The following is a 20,141-nucleotide window of genomic DNA, read 5'->3' on the forward strand; positions in this document are numbered from 1 at the left end:
GATGGCCGAACGCAGGCATTGCGCAGTGGGTAAACCGGCAGGACGCCGGTTTAGCCGCGCTGGGCCAGGGACGGCCCATCGCGGCGACCCACGGAGCAATGCCGGAGAGAGGGCATGCCGAGCCCTAGCGAGGCACCGAGTGGTGGGGCAAGAGCGCTTTGGTTACTTTCGCGCTTTTCGAAAGTGACTCGCCGTAAGGGCGAAACCATAGGTAGCCGTTACCGCAGCAATGGATATCCCCCCAATCCAGCTCTTATACACAACCCCATCCTTAAGTGAACAGCATTAGGACAGTGTCCGGGTTTTTTGCATCCCTTCAGCTCTCGGCTTTCTTTTCTGCCGTTCCCAACTCTTTCAATCGCTGATCGATCAACTGGCACTTGTCCGGCAAATCCTTGGAGGCAGTGCCCAGATCCATCTTCTGCAGCTCGTCGTTGATCTCCTTGGCCTTGGTCGGGTTCTGTTCGGTGAGCTTGGTGACTTCCTTGGCCAACTGCTCGCGCTTGAGGGTGGCCTCTTCCGGCGTGCAGGCCCAGACGGGCAGGGCGCAAGCGAGGGTGGTGGCGAGGGTGAGTTTCAGCAAGATTTTCATCTGTCGGGCCTCAGTTCCGGTTAAGGCGGGTTAACCGGTTGAGGGCCACTGGAGGGAAAAAGTTCACCGCCATCCCCTATGGGTCACGACTCCGTTTCGAGATCTATCCACCATGGCAGCAGCTCGTCTGTGCCTTATCCTCATACCGATCATGATGCCGCACCCAATCCATGATTTCTTCTTCGTTGCGCCCCTTGGGCATCAGGTCGAGGTAGTTGTAAGTACCCACCAATAGATCCAGGCCGCGTGCATAAGTCGAGTAGGTGTGGAAAATCTCGCCGGTTTCGTTGCGATAAAACACACTGAGGCCGGGCAGTTCTTCTTCCGAGCCGTCGGTTTTTTCGTAGTTGTAGGTGGCCTTTCCGGCGGCGACGTCTTCGGGGCGGGCCGTCACACCGAAGTCATAGTTGAAATCGCAGCCTTCGGACGACACCCAGTCGAATTTCCAGCCCATGCGCCGTTTGAAGGCCTGGAATTCGGCGAACGGTGCGTGAGACACCGCCACCACCGCGACGTCGTGGTGCGCCAGGTGCTGGTTGGCGCCGTCGATGTGGTCGGAGAGGAAAGAGCAACCGGGACAGCCTTCGTCCCAACCGTCGGCGAACATAAAATGGTAAATGACCAACTGACTGCGGCCACCGAACAGGTCGGCAAGCTTCAGTTCGCCGTCAGATCCCTGGAAGTGATAGTCCTTGTCGATTTTCACCCAGGGTAGGGCGCGTCGCTCGGCACTGAGCCTGTCTCGTTCCTTGGTGAACGCCTTTTCGTTGGCGAGGTGTTGCTTGCGGGCGGTGAGCCATTCTTCCCGGGACACGACCGGGTGATTCTGAATGTTCATTGGGTTTTCTCCTGCGTGATGCGGGGAGGTGACTTACACAGCCTAGTCGTTTGACCTGCCGGTAATTCGACATACCGCCGGTCGGTAGCGGCAAAAAAGAGGGCTGAACGGCTGCCGAGCACTTCTGTCACAACCTATGAAGGCCCTCTCACTCACGGCCACCGGAGGTTGAATCAGGATGACGACTTATAACTGGGATTTGATTGAGCGCTTGCTGCATGAAGTGCAGAACGGTGCGAGCAGCTTCACGCCACGGCCCTACGCCGAGCAGTACGCTGCGCAGAAAGCGTCGGAAGGTGAGCAGACTGAAAACCTGGACCACTTGAAAGCGGTGGCCGGCGAGTACGAAAAGTTACTGCTGGCGCGAGGTTATATCGAACCTCGGCCCGAAGAGCAGGGAGGCACCGGTTCGAATTACATTTTGACGCCTCGGGGCTCAAGCCTATTGAGCCTGATCGACAGCAGCATTCCGGGTAATGAGCATCCGCGGCAGGTGCTGGATGACCAGGAAGATGCACTGGACGAATCGACGTTTGATGAGGTGGCTTCGAAGGCGCAGATTGCCTGATCTTATATGATGCCCCTGTGGGAGCGAGCCTGCTCGCGAAAACGAATTAACATTCAATGATGATGTTGGCTGTTAGTCCGTCTTCGCGAGCAGGCTCGCTCCCACAAGGTATTTGTTGCATTCAACCCTATTTGGCTGATTTGAGACACTTCAAATCACTAAAATCCTTCTTCACGCCCTCGATCTTCGTCAACAAGCGCTGACGTTGTTGCGGCGTACTTTCCGCCATCAAATCCACAAACAGTGCCCGCGCCTGGGCTTCGGTCTTGGCGAAGGCCTGGCGGTAGGCCGGCGTCCATAAGCTCTCGCGGTTGACCAGAAGCGTCTCGATTCGCTGTGGGAATTGGGGCGTCTGGCGCTGCGCCACCGCGGCACTGAACTGTTTCTGCCAGTGGATGCGGTTGGCGATCCATTGCGTGTACTGGTCGCCCAAGGCAGTGGACCAGGCCATGACTCGCTGTTGTTGAGAGGCGTTGAGTGGCCCGAGCCATTCATTCAGGCGTTTCTCCATGCGCACGGCACGGTTCTTGATCTGCTGGTCCAGCGACGGTTTCAGGTATTGCTCCTGACGCTTGCGCTGGTCCTTGGCGAAGGCCTCGTTCATTTCTGCGACCTGAGTGTCATCCAGGCCTTGCAGCAGTTCGATGGCTGATGGCGTGATTTCCCGGGCCGTCTCGGCAATCGCCTTTTCGGCTTCGGCGGTGCGAGCCTGCAGCGCGGCATCGGTAACCTGATTGGTCTCGATCATGGTCTGCAAGCGGTCCAACCAGTCAAGATACCCCGGCATTTGTGTCGTGCAATGCCAGCTCAGGTGTTCCTTAAGGCGTTCGTTGAGCCAATTCTTTTGCTCACCGTTCATGTCCAGGTAATCGCTGAGCGTCCAGGGAACGATCACGTCGAGGTTACGATAGGCCAGGCCCATGCGGCTGCACCCGCCGAGGGCAAGGGTGAACATGAGCACAAAGGCAATATGTTTAATCCAGTGAGACATGGGCAAATCCTTGCGAAAGCCGGGCTTCTGGAGCTGATTCTCTTCTGAACGCAAAGTGAACCCGGCAGTTCAGCTCATCAGTAGAACGCGCGTTCGGCCTTGAGGGTGAGTAGTGCGTCGCACTGGCTATTTTGACCGGTATAGGCTGAACAATAGCTGCCATTGAGGCTGGAATCGCTGTAGATCAGATCGAGGTCGATGCCCATGAACGGTCGGGACAGTTTCACCGACCAATCGGTGAAGCTGCCGACATAACCGCCGTCCACCGCGACCGGCGTGTTCAACTGGTGGGTGGTGTATTTCATGCTGACCCCGATGCCGAACGGCTGGTTGCCGCGCAGGTCGGCAAACAGCGTGCTGTTCTGTTTGTCCGGGTCGTTGCTCAAGGCAGCGCCGAAACGGCTGCCCAGCAGGGTCAGGCCACCGAACACTTCCTGGCTGTCGAGGGTGTCAACTTCCGGGTAGCTGTAATGGATGATGCCCACTTCGTAGCCGAGGACCTGGTCGAAGGGTTGCTTGAAGCCCGCGTAAGAGTCGATCTCGAGGTTTTTCCCCGGGCTGATGCCCATGCTCGGCGACCATTGGCCAAAGTAGAAACCGCTGTCATGGGTCAGGTCCAGGCCGCCATGAAACGAACCGACGGCGGATGGCTTGACGAGGCCTTGGGCCATGCTGCGGCTGGGGCTGGTCCCGAGCTTGAGGTCGAAATCCCCCAGCTCGCGTTGAAAGATTTGCCCGTGCACCCCCGGACACGCCAGTAGGCCGCCGAGCAGCAAGGATAAACAAGAGGGTGTGCGCATGCGTCACTCCATGAACAGCGAGGGCAGGCTTGGGCCTGCTGAAACGCTTGATCTAGACGCGTGCAAGGATACCGACGAATGACAGGCCGGGTGGGCCGTTCGTCGATTTCTACAAGATTGGAAGGGGTAAGGCGAGGGTGTTGCTAGGTTCCAGTCCAAGCGCTTCGAAGCTCAAAGCGCTTAGGGACCAGGTGCAGGGCTGGGTATTACTTCTTGCCCAGGGTGATCTGCTTGGATGGGCCGAATGTCTGACCGCTGACACCTTTGGCAATTTGCTGGATTTCACCGCCGGATTTGAGGAACGCAGCGATCTGGCTGTTGATCGACTCGCTGGTTTCGACGGCTGGAGCTGGCTTTGCTTTGCTGTTGGATGCTTTTACGCGCATGGCGGCCATTAACCTGTAGAAAATTAACTTGGCCAGGCATCGTACAGGATTGACTTCATATTTGCTTGGCAAATATCCGCTGGCGGACATTGAGCGGGGACGCCACAAATTGCAAGTTGTTATTTGCATATGGATCTAAGCCGCTGTTTTAACTAAGAACCTGGCGTGGAAAACAGCGTTTCGCCCAGCGACGGCGGCAGGATGATCGCCGGCCCGGTCTGACGAGCGGCGGCCCGAAAAAGGTAAAACCGAGAAAAATTAAGGCTTTGCGGGGAATTTCTGGCGCCACCGGGCTGACTGGCGAACCTGACCGCCAAAACCGGGTAGAATGCCGCCACGCAATGAGGGTATTGGACATGGCTTTAGTCGGGCGTTACAACAGTTTGCAAGTGGTTAAACACACTAACTTCGGTTTATATCTGGACGGTGGCGCGGATGGCGAAATCCTCTTGCCTAATCGTTATATACCAAAAGATATTCCCAGCGAAGATGAAGACTGGCTCAACGTTTTTGTTTATCTGGACAGCGATGACAAGCTCATCGCAACTACTGAAAAGCCGAAAGTGCAAGTCGGTGAATTCGCCAGTTTGAAAGTTGTTGAAGTCAACAGTATTGGCGTATTCCTGGATTGGGGACTGCCCAAAGACCTGTTGCTGCCGTATTCGGAAGAAAAGCGCCAGATGACGGCCGGTGAATACGCCGTGGTGCATGTCTACCTCGACAAGCATACCCGCCGCATTACCGCGACCGCACGTCTGGACCGCTACCTGGACAAGACGCCCGCCAACTACACCCCAGGGCAGGAAGTTGACTTGCTGGTGGCCGAGTCCACCGACATGGGTTTCAAGGCGATCATCAACAACAAGCACTGGGGCCTGATTCACAAGAACGAAATCTTCAAGTTCATGCGCGCCGGCAAAGAAGAGAAGGGCTTCATCAAGGAAGTTCGTAGCGACGGCAAGATCAGCCTGAGCCTGCAACCGGTGGGCGTCGAAGCGGCCAGCAGCCTGAACTCGAAGATCCTCGCCAAGTTGCGCGAGAACAACGGCAGCCTGGCAGTCAGCGACAAAAGCGATCCGACATTGATCAGCAGCATGTTCGGCGTCAGCAAGGGCAACTTCAAAAAGGCCATCGGTGCGTTGTACAAGAATGGCCAGATCGTGATTCACGCCGACCGCATTGAACTGAGCTGACCCGCCAACCGAGAAGGTCCGCTGCCATGAAGAAAACGCTCGCAGCCTACATCGGTACGTTGCTGGCGTTTGTGCTGTTGGACGGCCTCTGGCTCGGACTCCTGATGGCGCCGATCTACCGTGCGCAACTCGGTGCGTTGATGCGCGACCAACCGCTGCTGGCCCCGGTAGCGGTGTTTTATCCCTTGTATGTACTCGGTTGTGTGGTGTTCGTGGTGCTGCCGGCGCAAAGCTGGCAGCGCGCCGCGCGGCTGGGTGCGATATTGGGCCTGGTGGCGTATGGCACCTATGACCTGATCAACTGGGCGACCTTGCAAGGATGGCCGGCCCAGGTGACGTTGCTGGACATGGCGTGGGGGGCGTTCGCCACCTGCGTCGCCTGCTGCGTTGGGTACTGGGCTGCGCGCAAGGTGTCGTGACGTCTTCGCGTACAGGGTCTCGGACAGGCGGCATTTTCTGTCCATCTGGTTAATAATCGACTGCATAATTCTTCCGCCCCGGCGTCGTGTGTTCAACAAGCAACCTGGGGCTTTGCTTTGACTGTCGAGCCACTGCCATGTTCTGTGTTGTCGAGGTATCAAGGTGAGCGCCACCCGGCGTAGCGCCGATGGATTTGCCCTGCAAGTGATGGTGGGGTTGTGCCTGGTCTGGGGCATTCAGCAGGTGATGATCAAGTGGGCGGCACCCGATATTGCGCCGGTCATGCAGGCAGCCGGACGTTCGGGAATGTCCGCGCTGCTGGTGGGGTTGTTGATCTGCTGGAAGGGGGGCTGGGATCAGGTGGGCGCCACCTGGCGCGGCGGGCTGTTGGCCGGGGCCTTGTTTGGCCTGGAGTTCCTGTTCATTTCCGAAGGCCTGCAACTGACCACGGCGGCGCACATGTCGGTGTTCCTCTACACCGCGCCGATTTTCACGGCGTTGGGCGTGCACTGGTTGTTGCCGAGTGAGCGTTTGCGGCCTGTGCAATGGTTGGGCATTTTCCTGGCCTTCATCGGGATCGGTATTGCGTTTGCCGCAGGGTTGTCCTGGGATAACCTCGATCGCCGCATGTTGCTGGGCGATGCGTTGGGCGTTCTGGCGGGGGCTTGCTGGGGGGCGACCACCGTGGTGGTGCGCGCTTCGCGTTTGTCGGAGGCGCCGGTGACCCTGACATTGTTCTACCAGTTGATCGTCGGTTTCGTCGGCCTGCTTTTGATTGCGTTGCTCAGCGGCCAGATCACCCATGTCAGCCTGACCAGCGTGGCGGTGGCCAGCGTGCTGTTCCAGGGCATCGTGGTGTCGTTCTTCAGCTACCTGATCTGGTTCTGGTTGCTGCGCCGTTATCTGGCGGCCAACCTGGCGGTGTTTTCATTCATGACGCCGTTGTTCGGCGTCACGTTCGGGGTGGTCCTGCTGGGGGAGGCGCTGAGCCTCAATTTCGTCATCGGTGCCGTGCTTGTGTTGCTGGGGATTACCTTTGTCAGCGCTGAGCAGTGGGTGCGTCGCCGTTTGCGCAGAGCGCTTGGGCAGCCTTGAGTGGGCTGCCAGGCAAACTGCCCGCCGTCGGTAAAGCGCTATGCTGAACTCATGTCGTCGGATTGTGATCCATTCAGTAACAGATCGTTGCTATGTTCGGCGAGCATTGCTCGGCACTTCGGACTATTATCAGTGCGAAGCGACTACAGAATTCCGGTCGCCCGGCACTACCCTGAAGGGGGCATCATGAAAGAGAAAATCCAAAACTGGCTGCACGACCTGGGTGTTGCACTCGGTTTGATCGAACCGCCTCTGCAACCTGTGCCTATTCGCACCGACGACGAACAACGCCGGCGCCAGCAGCGTCGCCGGTAAACGCGACGTCGTTTTGCAGCAGCAGCAAGGGCTGCTGCTCGATGAATGAGTGCTTCCAGGGAGATCGGCCAGGTCAATGCCGCCCGATCTCCATCAAGAACCGGCTCAAGTCGTTCGCCGTCCTGGCGGTCTTGAGCATCCGGTCTTCCTCGGCGGTAAATGCCGTCAAGCCGAGTTCGTCTTCCAGATGGAAGATCAGGTCTTCGATATCCGCTTTATCCATCCCAATTGCGCCAGGCTGGCGTTGTCGTCGAAGTCATCCCGACCTTCAAGCAGGCGGCTGATGAAGTGATGGATGGTGGCACGCACGGCAGCTCTTTTCATGGAAGGTCTTCGACGGCGTTGTTGTGATCGTCCCTGCTGTTTGTTGCTGAGGTTGAGTACAGCAGGCTTCAGGCGTGCGAGCGTTGCCACTGGTCAATCATGTGGCGCAGATGCTCCCCGGAAAAACTGCCGAAATGCCCGCCATGTACCGTACGGATCGGCAGGGCGCGCAAGCGCTGCAGGCTGCGTGCGTAGTCGTCGAGGTTGGAGTGGTAGGCATCTTCGATCAACGGCCCGTCATAGATGATGTCGCCGCTGAACAGGGTCTCGGTTGCCGCTTCGTACAGGCTGATGCCGCCCGGGGAGTGCCCTGGCGTGTGCAGCACTTGCAGCACCCGATTACCCAGGTCCAGGACATCGCCTTCGTCGATGGTTGCGGTGGCTGGTGCGGCCTTGACCCGATACTCGGCGTAGCACAATGGGCAATCGGGGTGCGCTTCAAACATGTCGTCGCCGACAAAGGCTTTGCTCAAGTCGTTATCGCCGTCCGGTGCGGCAAGGATATCCGCTTCGGCGGGGTGCACCAGGCGCTCCGCGAATTCGTGGTGCCCGGCGATGTGATCGAAATGGCAGTGACTGGCCACCGCTACCAAGGGCCGCTCGGTGATCCACGGCAGTTGTTCACGCAGACTGACCAGCCCCGAGCCGCTGTCGAGCAACAGGTCTTTGTCGCGGCCTTGAATGTGCCAAAGGTTGCAGCGATAGAAGGGACGAATGTAGGGCTCGTGAATCAGGCGGATGCCATCACTGAGCTGTTTGACTTCGAACCACTGATCGCTGCTGACGATCTTCATGGGCAGTTTCCTTCAGGCGAAAAAAAACGAGTGTGGCAACCGACGCCACACTCGTCGAAGAAAGCATCAAGTCGTTATATTCAGCTTAGGCGGCGCTTGCCTGCATCGCCGGGCGACGGGACAGCAAGCTGACCACCACGAAGCTCACCAGGCCTACGCCGAGGCTGTAGTAGATCGGCGTGTTGGCGTCCAGGCCGTCCTTGAACATGAACAGCAGCGCGGTGGCGAAGCCCAGGCCCATGCTGGCGATGGCGCCGGCGGTGGTGGCGCGCTTCCAGAAAATGGCGCCCATCAGCGGGATCAGCATGCCGCCCACCAACAGGTTGTAGGCCAGGGTCAGGGCGCTGATCACGTCGTTCACCACCAAGGCAATACCCAGCACCACGATACCGGTCAGCAGGGTGACCAGACGATTCAGACCCAGGCTCGACTGTTTACCGCCGCGCAGTTTTGGCAGCAGGTCTTCGGTCAGGGTGGTGGCGGCGGCGAGCAGGCCGGCGCTGGCGGTGGACATCATGGCGGCCAGAGCGGCAGCGATCACCAGGCCACGAATACCGTCCGGCAGGGACAGTTTTACGATCGCGGCGAAAGCGTTGTTGACGTTGTCCAGATCCGGAATCAGTACGTGAGCCGCCATGCCGATCAGGGCGCAGGCCAGACCGTAGAGGATGCAGTAGACACCGGCGACCGTACCGGCGACCTGGGCCACTTTGGCGGTCTTGACGGTGAACACCCGTTGCCAGATGTCCTGACCGATCAGGATGCCGAAGAAGTAGATCATGAAGTAGGTGATGATGGTGTCCCAGCCGATGGTGGTGAAGCTGAAGCTTGCCGCCGGCAGTTTCAACACCAGTTCATCCCAACCGCCGACGCGGTACAGGCAGATTGGCAACAGGATGAACATCAGGCCCACGGTCTTGATGACGAACTGGACGATGTCGGTCAGGGTCAGCGACCACATGCCGCCAATGGCCGAATAGATCACCACGACGCCACCGCCGAGCAGTACCGAGACCCAGAATGGCAAGCCGAACAGCACTTGCAGCACGGTGCCGATCGCCAGGATCGAGGTCACGCCGATCATCAGTGCGTACGCCAGCATGATCGCCGCGCTCGCGGAGCGGGCCATCGGGTTGTAGCGTTTTTCCAGCACCTGGGTAACGGTGTAGATCTTCAGCTTCAATAGCGGTTTGGCGAGGAACAGGTTCAGCGCGACGATCCCGCAGCCCAGTGCGGCGCACAGCCAGAAACCGGAGATGCCATGCACGTAGCCCAGACGCACGGTGCCCACGGTGGACGCGCCGCCGAGGACGGTGGCGGCCATGGTGCCCATGTACAGGCTCGGGCCGAGGTTACGACCGGCGACCAAAAAGTCTTCGTTGGTCTTGGCCTTGCGCATGCCGTAATAGCCGAGTATCAGCATCGCGGCGGCGTAGATGAGTACGACGAATAAATCCAAAGCCATTGTAGCGTGTCTCCGATTGTCTTTTTTATGTGAAACAAAGTCGTTTCTGTGGGGCTGCTTTCTGTGGGAGCGAGCCTGCTCGCGAAAGCGTTCTGTCAGCTACATCTATGTTGGATGTGCCGCCATCTTCGCGAGCCTGCTCGCTCCCACAGGTGGATCTGCATCAGGCCGGCTGACGCAGTTCAGGTTTTGTCGTAATGCTTGTGCTCTTGCTGCGAGAATCATTCGGGCCGAACACCGCGCTCGATTCCGGGAACAGGCTCAGCAGCGCCAGGTACACCAGCGAGGCCAGGCCCAGGGTTACCGGCAGGCTGATGTCGATACCGCCGGCCATTTCGCCCAGTGGTCCGACGAACTGCCCCGGCAGGTTCACGAAGCACAGGCCGACGGCCGCGCTCGGGATCCAGGCACCCAAACCTCGCCAGTTCCAACCGTGGGTGAACCAGTAGCGGCCACCTTTTTCGCCGCGGGTGAACACCTGCAGGTCATCCGGGCAGTAGAAGCCGCGACGCACCAGCAGACCGATGATCATGATCACCATCCACGGGGTGGTGCAGGTGATGATCAGCACGGCGAAGGTCGACACGCTCTGCACCAGGTTCGCCGCAAAGCGACCGATGAAGATGAAGGCAATCGACATCACACCGATCAGCAGGGTGGCCTTGACCCGCGACAGAACCCGAGGGAACACGCTGGACATGTCCAGGCCGGTGCCATAGAGCGAGGTGGTACCAGTGGACATGCCGCCGATCACCGCAATCAGGCATACCGGCAGGAAGAACCAGCTCGGCGATACCGCCAGCAAGCCGCCGACATAGTTGTTGGCCGCGATGTAGTCCGGTGCCTTGATCGCTACGATGGTGGCGGTGGCGAGGCCGAACAGGAACGGAATCAGCGTGGCCAGTTGCGCAGCGATCACCGAAACCATGATCCGGCCTTTCGGCGTTTCACGCGGGATGTAGCGCGACCAGTCGCCGAGGAACGCGCCGAAGGAAATCGGGTTGCTCATGGCTACCAACGCAGCGCCGATGAACGCAGCCCAGAAACCGGCCTGACCCATGGCCACAGTGCCGGCGTACTGGCTGTCGAACGCCGGGGCAAAAGCGAAGATGCCCAGCAGGAACAACAGGCTGGCCGCCCACACCGCGATGCGGTTGACCCACAGCATGAAGCGGAAACCGTAGATGCACACCGTCAACACCAGCAGCGCGAACAAACCGTAGGCCAGGCCCAGGGTCAGGTCGGTTTCCGGCAGGTCGATCAAGCGTTTGGCGCCGCCTACCAGTGCGTCGCCCGAACTCCAGACGGAGAGCGAGAAGAACGCGATGGCGGTCAACAGCGACAAGAAGGAACCGACGATGCGCCCGTGCACACCGAAGTGAGCGCCGGAAGACACGGCATTGTTGGTGCCGTTGATCGGACCGAACAGGCCCATAGGCGCGAGGATCAATGCACCGAGCACCACACCCAGCACAATCGCCCATACGCCCGCCTGGAAAGACAGGCCGAACAGTACCGGGAAACTGCCAAGCACGGCGGTTGCAAAGGTGTTGGCGCCACCGAAGATCAAGCGAAACAGGTCGCTGGGCCGGGCGGTGCGCTCATTGTCCGGGATCTGTTCGACCCCGTTTGTTTCGATGCTAAGGCTGTTTTCGTTGTTTTCGTTGTTTTTGTTATTCATGATCTGCTCCGATCATAAAGGCGCGCTCATCGTGTGTGAGCGTCACCTGTTTGGCTAAGGGGTTGGCAGCCCTTCCGGCATCGCGGACAAATGTTCGTGGCAGGCCAGCCATAGGCCTTGTTGTTCTTGGCCAGACGCTTGTTTCTTGAAAACAATCGTCTCGCGCTCCTGGCTGAAGTGTTGCTCCCCTAGCATGCGCAGCTCGGTGGCCACGTCATGGATAAAAATCGCCACGTCACCTTGCAGGCTGACGAAGGCGTTGCTCGAGGTGCACGAGAGCACCTCGAAGCCATCCTCGGCACGCCAGCTGTCCCACAATGCCTGGTAGGCATCGCGCGACAGCAGCGGCTGTTCGAGGGTGTAGAAGACGAAGCTGGCGTCGGCGCTGAACGCGCCGAAGTAGGCTTCGCGATCGTTGCGGGCGAAGGCGGACACCAGATCGGCAGCCGCTTTCAAAACCTGATCGCGTTCATTCATGACCGATCCTCAGCGATGGACCACGCCAGGCAGTACGCAGAGCATTTCGTACAGCAGGTTGGCGGCCAGCAGCGAGGTGTTGCCGGTGGTGTCGTAAGCGGGCGAGACTTCTACCAGATCGCAACCCACCAGGTCGAGGCCTTGGCAGCCGCGAACGATTTCAATTGCCTGAATGGTCGTCAGGCCACCGATTTCCGGGGTGCCGGTGCCAGGTGCCCAGGCCGGATCGATACCGTCGATGTCGAAGCTCAGGTACACCGGACCGCCGCCGACTTTCTCGCGCACTTCGGCCATCAGTGGCGCCAGGGACTTGTGCCAGCACTCTTCGGCCTGAACCACACGGAAGCCCTGGTTGCGGCTCCAGTTGAAGTCGTCAGCGGTGTAGCCCTGGGCGCGCAGACCGATCTGGACCACACGGTCCGGGTCGATCAGGCCTTCTTCAACGGCGCGACGGAAGGTGGTGCCATGGGCGATTTTCTCGCCGAACATGTGATCGTTCACATCGGCGTGGGCGTCGATGTGCACCAAGCCGACCTTGCCGTGCTTTTTATGGATGGCACGCAGGATCGGCAGGGTGATGGTGTGGTCGCCGCCCAGGGTCAGGGGGATCACATCGTGTTCAAGGATGTTGTTGTAGGATTCTTCGATGATCCGTACGGCATCCAGCAGGTTGAAGGTGTTGATCGCCACGTCGCCGATATCGGCAACCGACAACGAGTCGAACGGCGCGGCACCGGTGGCCATGTTGTACGGGCGAATCATTACCGATTCAGCGCGGATTTCGCGAGGTCCGAAACGGGTGCCAGGGCGCAGGGAGGTACCGATGTCCAGCGGCACGCCGACAAAAGCAGCGTCCAGACCTGCAGCGGTCGGTACATGGGGGAGTCGCATCATGGTGGCGATGCCGCCGAAGCGCGGCATTTCGTTGCCGCCCAGTGGTTGGTGAAGAATCTTGTCCACGGGTAGGGCCTCATCGTCGTTGTTTTATTTATTGGGTTACACCGTTCACGGAAGGACGGGTACCACGAGTAGGTGCCGATTCTGCGAAATGTAGTGGCCGGGAAGAATCGCTACGGGCAAATACTTAGTTCAGATTTTTCTAAACTAATGGTGATGGGGACGATAGACTTCACCACGATCGTTCCCACGCTCTGCGTGGGAACGCATCCCGTGACGCTCCGCGTCACAGCCGTGAAGCGGACGCAGAGCGTCCGAGGCGGCATTCCCACGCAGAGCGTGGGAACGATCTTTGGAGAGAGCCCTCATGGCCAACGCTTTACCCGACCTCAAACTTTTGCGCATTTTCGTCAGCGTGGTGCGTCATCAGGGCTTCGCCAACGCTCAGCAGGAACTCAACCTCTCGACGTCCGCCATCAGCACCTATATGAGCCAGCTCGAATCCGCCCTGGGCCTGGTGCTGTGCCATCGCGGCCGTGGCGGGTTCAGCCTGACCAGCAAGGGTGAACTGTTTCATCAGGAAACCCTGCGTCTGTTAGCCGAGCTCGAAGGTTTCGAACAATATGCCGCCGCGCTCAAGGGCGAATTGCGCGGCACGCTGAACCTGGGGGTGATCGACTCCACGGTCAGCGACAAGGCCTTGCCGTTCGCCGAAGCCATCGGCGCCTACAGCCAGGAGCACCCGGCGGTGCACTTGCACCTGTCGGTGATGAGCCCCTACGAACTGCAACTGGGCGTGCAGGACAACCGCCTCGACCTGGCCATCGGTGCTTTTTCCACACGCATGAGCGGTCTGGTGTACATGCCGCTGTACCGCGAACAGCACTGGTTGTATTGCAGCACGCGGCATCCGCTGTTCAATGAGCGGCGCATCCCCGAGCAAGTCATCACCCAGCAACGCATGGTCGGTCGCGGTTACTGGAGCCAGGCCGAACTGGCCCGTCACGGTTTCAAGCACAGTGCCGCGACCGTGGAAAGTATGGAGGCGCAGCTGATTCTGGTGCTGTCCGGTGCCTACATCGGTTACTTGCCGGAACACTACGCCCAGGCGTGGGCCGACAAGGGCGACCTGCGCGTACTGCTGCCGGCCACCTTCGGTTATCAGGCTCCGTTCTCGATGATCGTGCGCCGGGGCCGCAGCCGTGAGCCGCTGATCCAGACCTTTCGCGACCTGCTCAAAGCACAACTCAATCAGGCGTGAAGAAGATGTCGAGAATCCAATGTCCGCGCTGTCTGCGCCCGCAAAGCCATTGCCTGTGCCCGCTGATTCCCAGCCTCGACAGCCGCACCCGGGTGTTGCTGTTGCAACATCCGAGCGAAGTGAACCATGCACTGAATACCGCGCGGTTGGCGGCGCTTGGGTTGAAGAATGCCGAGTTGATCGTCGGTGAGGTGTTCGAGGATCTGCCGAGGTTGTTGAATCAGCCTGGGTATCAGGCGCGGTTGCTGTTTCCCGGGGAAGACGCGCGGCCGATGCAGGCCTATGCCGACACCGATGAGCCGTTGTTGCTGGTCGTCCCCGACGGCACCTGGCGCAAGGCGCGCAAGATGCTGCATCTCAATCCATTGCTGGCAGCGTTGCCGAGGGTGACGCTGGCCGAGGGCGGGGTGTCGCGTTATCGACTGCGCAAGGCGCCGGGACCGGGAGCGTTGTCGACGGTGGAGGCGATTGTGCAGGTATTGGAAACCCTTGAGGCGCCGACTTCTTTCGAGCCTTTGTTAAGGCCATTTGAAGCCTTGATCGAGGGGCAGATTGCGGCGATGGGGGAGGAGACTTTTCAGCGCAATCATGGGCCGAAATAGTCGGTGTTTTTGCGGGCCCCTTCGCGAGCAGGCTCGCTCCCACAGGGGATTTTCGATGGTTACAAAATTTGTGTTCACCGAAGAGCCAATGTGGGAGCGAGCCTGCTCGCGAAAGCGGTGGAACCAACACAACAAATCTTGAATGGTAACTACCGTTCCCGCATCGCCTCGGTCCGCGCTTTCAACACCGGTTTAAGCAGATAATCCAGCACCGTCTTCTCCCCGGTAATGATATCCACCGTCGCCACCATCCCCGGAATGATCAGCAGTGGTTTCGCGTCCCCGCCGAGGTGGTTTTTGTCGGTGCGCACCTGAATCAGGTAGAAGCTGTTGCCCTTGTCATCGGTGATGGTGTCCGCGCCGATCAGCTCCAGCTTGGCACTCAAGCCGCCGTAGATCGTGTAATCGTAGGCACTGAACTTGACCATGGCTTTCTGGCCCGGATGCAGGAACGCCACGTCCTGTGGCCGGACCTTGGCCTCGATCAGCAGGTTGTCTTCCAGCGGCACGATTTCCACCATGTCACTGCCCGGCTGGACCACGCCGCCGATGGTATTGACCTTCAGCATCTTGATGATGCCTTTGACCGGCGAGAGCACCGTTGTGCGGGTCACGCGGTCGTCGATGGCAATGCTCGAGGCTGTAATTTTCGACAGGTCGGTGCGTTTCTCATTCAGCTCTTTCGCGGCGTCCGAGCGGAACGACTGTTCGGACTCGTCGATCTTGCTCCTGATCTCGGCAATCGCCGATTCCGCCCGGGGAATGGCCAGGGTGGTGGCGTTCAGCGAACCGCGGATTTCCACCGCGCTGCGCTTGAGCCGCAGAATCTCCACGGGCGATACGGCGCCGGTCTTGACCAGTGGCTCGGACATGTTCATTTCCTGATTGACCAGCGCCAGGCTGGAGCCGTATTGCCCGGCTTTCGAGCGAAACTCCGCCAGTTCCTGGGTTTTTTGCCGCAGTTGCTCTGTCAGCGTGCGTTGTTCGCTGGCCAGTCGACGTTGCCGCTGTTCGTACAGTGAGCGTTCGTCTTCGGCGACTTGTGGCGCCTTGGCGATCACTTCTTCTGACAGCTTGAATGGCCGGCCTTCGGCTTCGGCCGACAGGCGCTCGACCTGCGCGGTCAGCGCGTAGCGATCGACCTCGCTTTCGCCCTTGTTCGACAGGTAGCGCGTGTCGTCCAGGCGCAGCAAGGTGTCGCCCTTGTTCACCATCTGCCCTTCACGCACGAAGATCTCGGTGACGATGCCGCCCTCGAGGTTCTGGATCACCTGAACCTTGCTCGACGGAATCGCCTTGCCTTCGCCCATGGTAACTTCCTGCAGCACCGCGAACTTGGCCCAGGCCAACGCGCTGATCAGCAACGCGGCGGCCAGCCACACGGTGATCCGCGACCAGCGTGGGGAGTCCTGCAACGAGGCACCGGCGGTTTCCGGCATGAATTCGACTTCGGCACTTTTGCCGAAGCTGTCGAAGTAGCCACGTGCTTTCGAAGAATCCGATGAAGCAGACATAGGCAACTCCTAGACGGCCGCAGAGCCGACACGGCCCTTGCGCAGTGCATCGATGACTGCTTCTTTCGGGCCGTCGGCGACGATCCGCCCGTTGTCCAGCACGATCAGGCGATCGACCAGGCTGAGCATCGAGGTGCGATGGGTTACCAGCAGCACGGTCTTGCCCTGGACCCAGGGGTGGAGTTTTTGCCGCAAGGCGTCTTCGCTGCTGTTGTCCATGGCACTGGTGGGCTCGTCGAGCAGCATGATCGGCGGGTCGAGCAACAACGCCCGGGCCAGCAACACCGCCTGGCGTTGACCACCGGACAGCAACTGCCCGCGCTCGCCGACCGGGCGGTCGAAGCCTTGCGGGTGTTGCCGGGCCAGTTCGGTGACGCCGGTCAGTTCGGCCACTTCGAGCATGCGCGCATCACTGATGTAGCGCGCGCCCAGGGTCAGGTTGTCACGCAGGCTGCCGGCCAGCAGCGGCAGGTCATGGGCGACGTAGCCGATCTGATGGCGCAGATCCGCGACGTCCAGTTGCCGCAGGTCCAGGCCATCGAGCAGTAATTGGCCTTGCGCCGGTTCGTAGAACCCCATCACCAGGCGTGCCAGGGTGCTTTTGCCCGAGCCGCTGCGACCGATGATGCCGATCCGTTCGCCGGGTTTCACGCTGAAGCTGATGTTGGCCAGCGCCGGGGCGTTCTGGCCGTTGTAGTGGAAGGTCACGCCAACCACATCCAGGGCGCCTTGCAGTTGTGTGCGTTCCAGCGGCCGTTGTTTGGCATCGCGCTCTTGCGGCAGGGACATCAGCGCGTCGGTGCTTTTCATGGTCAGCTGCGCTTGCTGGTAGCGCGTGATCAGGCCGGCGATTTGTCCCAGCGGCGCCAGTACCCGGCTGCCGAGCATGTAGGTCGCCACCAGCGCGCCGACGCTGAGGTTGCCGGCGATGATGCTGTAGACCCCGGCAACGATGGTCGCCATGCCGGAAAACTGCTGGATGAACAGCGTACCGTTGGTGGCCAGTGCCGAGAGGTTACGCGCATGGCTGTCGAGGCGGGTGAGAGCGCCGTGGGTGCTTTCCCATTTGTGCTGGCGTTCGCTTTCGGCGCTGCAGGCCTTGAGGGTTTCCAGGCCGCCGAGGGTTTCGATCAGCAAGGCCTGGCGTTCGGCGCCCAGGCTCAGGCTTTTCTGCACGGTGTCGCGCAAGCGCGACTGAATGATCATGGCGAAAATGATCGTGATCGGAAACGCCAGCAGCGGAATCACCACCAGCCAGCCGCCCAACAGGCCGATCACCACCAGCATCAACACGGCAAAGGGCAGGTCGATCAGGCTGGTGAGGGTCACGGCGGTGAGGAACTCACGCAGGCCCTGGAAATCGTGAATGCTCTGGGCGAACCCACCGATGGTCGCAGGCTTGGCTTTCATCGCCATGCCGGTGATGCGTTCGAACAGGGTCGCCGAGAGAATCACGTCGGTCTTCTTGCCTGCGGTGTCCAGCAAATGCGCGCGCACCACCCGCAGCACCAGTTCGAAACCGGTGCCGATCAGCAGGCCGATGGACAGCACCCACAAGGTCGAGGTGGCCTGGTTCGGCACCACGCGGTCGTAGGTCTGCATCACGAACAGCGGCACCATCAGCCCCAGCAGGTTGATCAGGAAACTCGCCAGGATCGCATCGCTGTACAACCATTTCGACAGCTTCAGGGTGTCGCGAAACCACGCCTCTACGCGCGGCACCAGCGGTGAACGAAGGTCTTCGAGTTCATGCCGTGGCCGGGCAAACAGGGCCTGGCCACTGTAGTGCTCGGCAAGCTCTTGTGCGGTGGTCCATTGTTCGCCGCCATCGGCTTCGCTGGGCAGGACCAGGACCCGGCCATCCTCGCCATAGCGGCGCAGCACGGTGGTACGGCCGTTGTTGAGCAACAGCAGAACTGGCAGGTTGAGTGCAGAGATGTCTTTCAAGTCGCGGCGCAGCAGGCGCGCCTGCAAACCAGCCCGGGCCGCTGCGCGGGGCAGCAGGTCCAGGCTCAGGCGTTGGTGTGCCATAGGTAGCCCGGCACTCAGGCTGGCGCGACTGACCGTCGCGCCGTGGAGTTTGCAGAGGATCAACAGACCGTCCAGAAGCGGGTCATCGAAGCTCAGGCGTGGATCGACACCGGTGTTGGCGGTTTCCATGCTGGTCACATTGATCGCTCCGGTAATTGCATAGATACCTGCCCATCACTGTAGGAGCTGCCGCAGGCTGCGATCTTTTGATCTTGTCTTTTTAAAATCAAAGTCAAAAGATCGCAGCCTGCGGCAGCTCCTACAGGGGTATTCACTTGAGTTCAGGTAAGCGAGCTTCGCTTTTCACTTCAGCCTGGGCGATTGCGTCGGCGGGCAGCACCACGCGTTGCTTGCTCAGCAACTGGCCCATGTTCGCCAGCACACGGTACATCGAATACTCCTCGGTGTAGCGTACTTCGGTGTAGCGGCGGTTGGCGTTGTAAAGCTCGTTTTCGCTGTCCAGCAGGTCGAGCAGGGTACGTTGGCCGAGTCCGAACTGATCCTGATACGCCACGCGCACGCGTCTGCTGGTATCGGCGTATTCACGGGCGGTCGGGGTTTGTTTCTTGGCGTTGACCATCGCGTTCCAGGCCAGGTGGATGTTTTCGTTGAGCTGGCGCAGGGCGTTGTTGCGGATGTCCATCGCCTGATTGATCTTGTGGGCATCGGACTGCAGGCGCGCCTTGTCGCTGCCGCCGCGGAACAGGTTGTAGTTCATCACCACGCCGACCCGCCATTCGTTGTCATGGCCTTCTTCGCCCGCGATGTTGTTGTTCGCGCCCACCGCGGCTTCGGCATCGAAGCGCGGGTAGAACGGCGACTTGGCGACTTCGTACTGGCTCTCGGCCGATTGCACATCGGCCTGGGCGGATTTCAGGTACGGGTTGTTGTCCACCATGCTTTGCTGGGCATCCGTCAGGGAGGCTGGCAATTCGCCACGGATCGACGGCGGGGCTTCGAGTTCATCGGGCAGGCGCCCGACGACGGCGGCGAAGTTCGACTCGGCGTCGGCCAGATCGACTTCGGCGGTGTCGAGGTTGTTCTCCGCCAGTGCCCGGCGAGCCGTGGACTGATCGGCGTCAGCGTTGCTGCCGACCCCACGCTCGGTACGCAGGCCGATCTGGTCGTTGACCCGCAAGTGCGCTTGCAGGTTGTTCTTGGCCAGCGTCACCAGTTCGCGACGCTTGAGCACTTCGAGGTAGACCTCGGTGGTGCGCAAGGCCAGGTCTTGGGCGGTGCCCTGGGCGTAATACGCCCGGGAGTTGACGACGCCCTTGGTACGCTCGACTTCGTTGGCGGTGTTGAACCCGTCGAAGAGCATCTGCCGCAGACGCAGTTCTGACTGGGTGTAATTGAGAATTTCGGTGTGGTGATTGCCCAGCGCCCGAGTGTTGGTGTTGTCGCTGTACCCGCGCCCGTACGCGGCATTCAAGTCCACCGATGGATAAAAGCCCCCCTTGGCGACTTTCACGTCTTCGTCAGCCGACAGACGGCTGTCCACTCGCGATGCCAGCTCCGGGTGGGTCGCGATAGTGCTCTGGATCGCTTCGGTCAGTGACATGGCATGCGCTTGAAAACTGCAGGCAATTGCCAGCAAAACCGCGCTGCAAAGGGGGGTTAATAGGCGCATCGTGCATCTCCCTGAATCCTAATGGTGCTTTATGCGTCGCCAATTAATTGACGACATTTATAGGCAAAACCGTCTCATGCTTGTTACAAGAGAGCTAAGAACATTTTGAGGCGAACCTAAGAAGTTTTTTTCATAAGACTTATGCCAAAAAAAACTTATGCGCTCTGCAAAATCCAGCACATTGTTCACTGCGGAAGCCCTTGATATATGTGCTTTGTGGCGCACATCAGGGCTTGAGGAAAGTTCAAATTCATTGATCGACAAAGA

The 20,141-nt window shown here is 59.6% G+C and carries 20 protein-coding genes and 1 pseudogene; 7 read left to right on the plus strand and 14 right to left on the minus strand.

Features of this window, described 5'->3' with window-relative positions; all coding sequences use genetic code 11:
• Positions 1-316: 316 nt before the first annotated feature.
• On the minus strand, positions 317-592 hold the full coding sequence (locus ACA054_RS07885; protein ID WP_497688898.1) for a hypothetical protein: 276 nt from the start codon (positions 590-592) through the stop codon (positions 317-319).
• Between the two features lie 103 nt (positions 593-695).
• Positions 696-1,430 carry a DUF899 domain-containing protein gene (locus tag ACA054_RS07890; protein WP_497688899.1) on the minus strand — a complete coding sequence of 245 codons (735 nt, stop codon included), beginning with the start codon at positions 1,428-1,430 and terminating at the stop codon, positions 696-698.
• 178 nt (positions 1,431-1,608) lie between these two features.
• Here ACA054_RS07890 and ACA054_RS07895 point away from each other — a divergent pair, with 178 nt between their 5' ends.
• Positions 1,609-1,998, plus strand: a complete 390-nt coding sequence (locus tag ACA054_RS07895; RefSeq protein ID WP_497688900.1) for a transcriptional regulator — start codon at positions 1,609-1,611, stop codon at positions 1,996-1,998.
• Between the two features lie 127 nt (positions 1,999-2,125).
• On the opposite strand, the gene ACA054_RS07900 is transcribed toward ACA054_RS07895, so the two are convergent.
• The 3 genes from ACA054_RS07900 to ACA054_RS07910 all read right to left on the minus strand — a co-directional run bounded on the left by ACA054_RS07900 (position 2,126) and on the right by ACA054_RS07910 (position 4,184).
• Positions 2,126-2,989: a DUF6279 family lipoprotein gene (locus tag ACA054_RS07900; RefSeq protein WP_497688901.1), complete on the minus strand. Its 864-nt coding sequence runs from the start codon at positions 2,987-2,989 to the stop codon at positions 2,126-2,128.
• 77 nt (positions 2,990-3,066) lie between these two features.
• Positions 3,067-3,789, minus strand: coding sequence for a TorF family putative porin (locus ACA054_RS07905; RefSeq protein WP_497688902.1), 723 nt, complete (start codon positions 3,787-3,789; stop codon positions 3,067-3,069).
• 206 nt (positions 3,790-3,995) lie between these two features.
• The gene (locus ACA054_RS07910) at positions 3,996-4,184 is read right to left on the minus strand and encodes a PFL_1563 family small protein (RefSeq protein WP_172668627.1); all 189 of its coding nucleotides are present in this window, start codon (positions 4,182-4,184) and stop codon (positions 3,996-3,998) included.
• A gap of 347 nt (positions 4,185-4,531) precedes the next feature.
• Between ACA054_RS07910 and ACA054_RS07915 the strand changes: the two genes are divergently transcribed.
• The 4 genes from ACA054_RS07915 to ACA054_RS07930 all read left to right on the plus strand — a co-directional run bounded on the left by ACA054_RS07915 (position 4,532) and on the right by ACA054_RS07930 (position 7,198).
• Positions 4,532-5,368 (plus strand): CvfB family protein, encoded by an 837-nt coding sequence (locus ACA054_RS07915; protein WP_497688903.1) that lies wholly within the window; start codon positions 4,532-4,534, stop codon positions 5,366-5,368.
• Positions 5,369-5,394: 26 nt separating this feature from the next.
• Positions 5,395-5,787, plus strand: coding sequence for a DUF2177 family protein (locus ACA054_RS07920; protein WP_497688904.1), 393 nt, complete (start codon positions 5,395-5,397; stop codon positions 5,785-5,787).
• Positions 5,788-5,950: 163 nt separating this feature from the next.
• Entirely contained in the window at positions 5,951-6,883 is a 933-nt protein-coding gene (locus tag ACA054_RS07925) for a DMT family transporter (RefSeq protein WP_497688905.1), read from the plus strand.
• A 186-nt stretch (positions 6,884-7,069) separates the two neighbouring features.
• Positions 7,070-7,198, plus strand: coding sequence for a PA1414 family protein (locus ACA054_RS07930; RefSeq protein WP_007914492.1), 129 nt, complete (start codon positions 7,070-7,072; stop codon positions 7,196-7,198).
• A gap of 73 nt (positions 7,199-7,271) precedes the next feature.
• Here ACA054_RS07930 and ACA054_RS07935 read toward each other — a convergent pair.
• From ACA054_RS07935 to speB, 6 genes and pseudogenes are all read right to left on the minus strand, one after another.
• Positions 7,272-7,522, minus strand: a pseudogene (locus tag ACA054_RS07935) (acyl carrier protein).
• 68 nt (positions 7,523-7,590) lie between these two features.
• Complete coding sequence (locus ACA054_RS07940; RefSeq protein ID WP_497688906.1) at positions 7,591-8,316, minus strand: MBL fold metallo-hydrolase; 726 nt, start codon at positions 8,314-8,316, stop codon at positions 7,591-7,593.
• An 85-nt stretch (positions 8,317-8,401) separates the two neighbouring features.
• The gene (locus ACA054_RS07945; RefSeq protein WP_497688907.1) at positions 8,402-9,781 is read right to left on the minus strand and encodes a sodium:solute symporter family protein; all 1,380 of its coding nucleotides are present in this window, start codon (positions 9,779-9,781) and stop codon (positions 8,402-8,404) included.
• A 163-nt stretch (positions 9,782-9,944) separates the two neighbouring features.
• Positions 9,945-11,462 carry a purine-cytosine permease family protein gene (locus tag ACA054_RS07950; protein ID WP_497688908.1) on the minus strand — a complete coding sequence of 506 codons (1,518 nt, stop codon included), beginning with the start codon at positions 11,460-11,462 and terminating at the stop codon, positions 9,945-9,947.
• A 54-nt stretch (positions 11,463-11,516) separates the two neighbouring features.
• Entirely contained in the window at positions 11,517-11,939 is a 423-nt protein-coding gene (locus ACA054_RS07955; RefSeq protein ID WP_497688909.1) for a YybH family protein, read from the minus strand.
• A gap of 9 nt (positions 11,940-11,948) precedes the next feature.
• The gene (speB, locus tag ACA054_RS07960; protein ID WP_497688910.1) at positions 11,949-12,899 is read right to left on the minus strand and encodes an agmatinase; all 951 of its coding nucleotides are present in this window, start codon (positions 12,897-12,899) and stop codon (positions 11,949-11,951) included.
• A gap of 304 nt (positions 12,900-13,203) precedes the next feature.
• Between speB and ACA054_RS07965 the strand changes: the two genes are divergently transcribed.
• On the plus strand, positions 13,204-14,097 hold the full coding sequence (locus ACA054_RS07965) for a LysR family transcriptional regulator (protein WP_046816836.1): 894 nt from the start codon (positions 13,204-13,206) through the stop codon (positions 14,095-14,097).
• Between the two features lie 5 nt (positions 14,098-14,102).
• Positions 14,103-14,699, plus strand: coding sequence for a tRNA-uridine aminocarboxypropyltransferase (locus ACA054_RS07970; protein ID WP_497688911.1), 597 nt, complete (start codon positions 14,103-14,105; stop codon positions 14,697-14,699).
• Positions 14,700-14,848: 149 nt separating this feature from the next.
• Here ACA054_RS07970 and ACA054_RS07975 read toward each other — a convergent pair whose 3' ends face one another.
• The 3 genes from ACA054_RS07975 to ACA054_RS07985 all read right to left on the minus strand — a co-directional run bounded on the left by ACA054_RS07975 (position 14,849) and on the right by ACA054_RS07985 (position 19,874).
• Positions 14,849-16,213 (minus strand): HlyD family type I secretion periplasmic adaptor subunit, encoded by a 1,365-nt coding sequence (locus ACA054_RS07975; protein ID WP_497688912.1) that lies wholly within the window; start codon positions 16,211-16,213, stop codon positions 14,849-14,851.
• A 9-nt stretch (positions 16,214-16,222) separates the two neighbouring features.
• Entirely contained in the window at positions 16,223-18,382 is a 2,160-nt protein-coding gene (locus ACA054_RS07980; RefSeq protein WP_497688913.1) for a type I secretion system permease/ATPase, read from the minus strand.
• Positions 18,383-18,515: 133 nt separating this feature from the next.
• Complete coding sequence (locus ACA054_RS07985) at positions 18,516-19,874, minus strand: TolC family outer membrane protein (RefSeq protein WP_497688914.1); 1,359 nt, start codon at positions 19,872-19,874, stop codon at positions 18,516-18,518.
• Positions 19,875-20,141: the final 267 nt, after the last annotated feature.

Source organism: Pseudomonas sp. LBUM1653 (genome assembly GCF_059716115.1).

Excerpts from the sequence above, each read along its gene's own strand:
- ACA054_RS07975 (WP_497688912.1), bottom strand. The coding sequence starts at position 16,213 with ATGTCTGCTTCATCGGATTCTTCGAAAGCACGTGGCTACTTCGACAGC.
- ACA054_RS07970 (WP_497688911.1), top strand. The coding sequence starts at position 14,103 with ATGTCGAGAATCCAATGTCCGCGCTGTCTGCGCCCGCAAAGCCATTGC.
- ACA054_RS07985 (WP_497688914.1), bottom strand. The coding sequence starts at position 19,874 with ATGCGCCTATTAACCCCCCTTTGCAGCGCGGTTTTGCTGGCAATTGCC.
- ACA054_RS07915 (WP_497688903.1), top strand. The coding sequence starts at position 4,532 with ATGGCTTTAGTCGGGCGTTACAACAGTTTGCAAGTGGTTAAACACACT.
- ACA054_RS07930 (WP_007914492.1), top strand. The coding sequence starts at position 7,070 with ATGAAAGAGAAAATCCAAAACTGGCTGCACGACCTGGGTGTTGCACTC.
- ACA054_RS07965 (WP_046816836.1), top strand. The coding sequence starts at position 13,204 with ATGGCCAACGCTTTACCCGACCTCAAACTTTTGCGCATTTTCGTCAGC.
- ACA054_RS07945 (WP_497688907.1), bottom strand. The coding sequence starts at position 9,781 with ATGGCTTTGGATTTATTCGTCGTACTCATCTACGCCGCCGCGATGCTG.
- ACA054_RS07900 (WP_497688901.1), bottom strand. The coding sequence starts at position 2,989 with ATGTCTCACTGGATTAAACATATTGCCTTTGTGCTCATGTTCACCCTT.
- ACA054_RS07890 (WP_497688899.1), bottom strand. The coding sequence starts at position 1,430 with ATGAACATTCAGAATCACCCGGTCGTGTCCCGGGAAGAATGGCTCACC.
- ACA054_RS07955 (WP_497688909.1), bottom strand. The coding sequence starts at position 11,939 with ATGAATGAACGCGATCAGGTTTTGAAAGCGGCTGCCGATCTGGTGTCC.
- ACA054_RS07950 (WP_497688908.1), bottom strand. The coding sequence starts at position 11,462 with ATGAATAACAAAAACAACGAAAACAACGAAAACAGCCTTAGCATCGAA.
- ACA054_RS07905 (WP_497688902.1), bottom strand. The coding sequence starts at position 3,789 with ATGCGCACACCCTCTTGTTTATCCTTGCTGCTCGGCGGCCTACTGGCG.
- ACA054_RS07920 (WP_497688904.1), top strand. The coding sequence starts at position 5,395 with ATGAAGAAAACGCTCGCAGCCTACATCGGTACGTTGCTGGCGTTTGTG.
- ACA054_RS07940 (WP_497688906.1), bottom strand. The coding sequence starts at position 8,316 with ATGAAGATCGTCAGCAGCGATCAGTGGTTCGAAGTCAAACAGCTCAGT.
- ACA054_RS07910 (WP_172668627.1), bottom strand. The coding sequence starts at position 4,184 with ATGGCCGCCATGCGCGTAAAAGCATCCAACAGCAAAGCAAAGCCAGCT.
- ACA054_RS07895 (WP_497688900.1), top strand. The coding sequence starts at position 1,609 with ATGACGACTTATAACTGGGATTTGATTGAGCGCTTGCTGCATGAAGTG.
- ACA054_RS07885 (WP_497688898.1), bottom strand. The coding sequence starts at position 592 with ATGAAAATCTTGCTGAAACTCACCCTCGCCACCACCCTCGCTTGCGCC.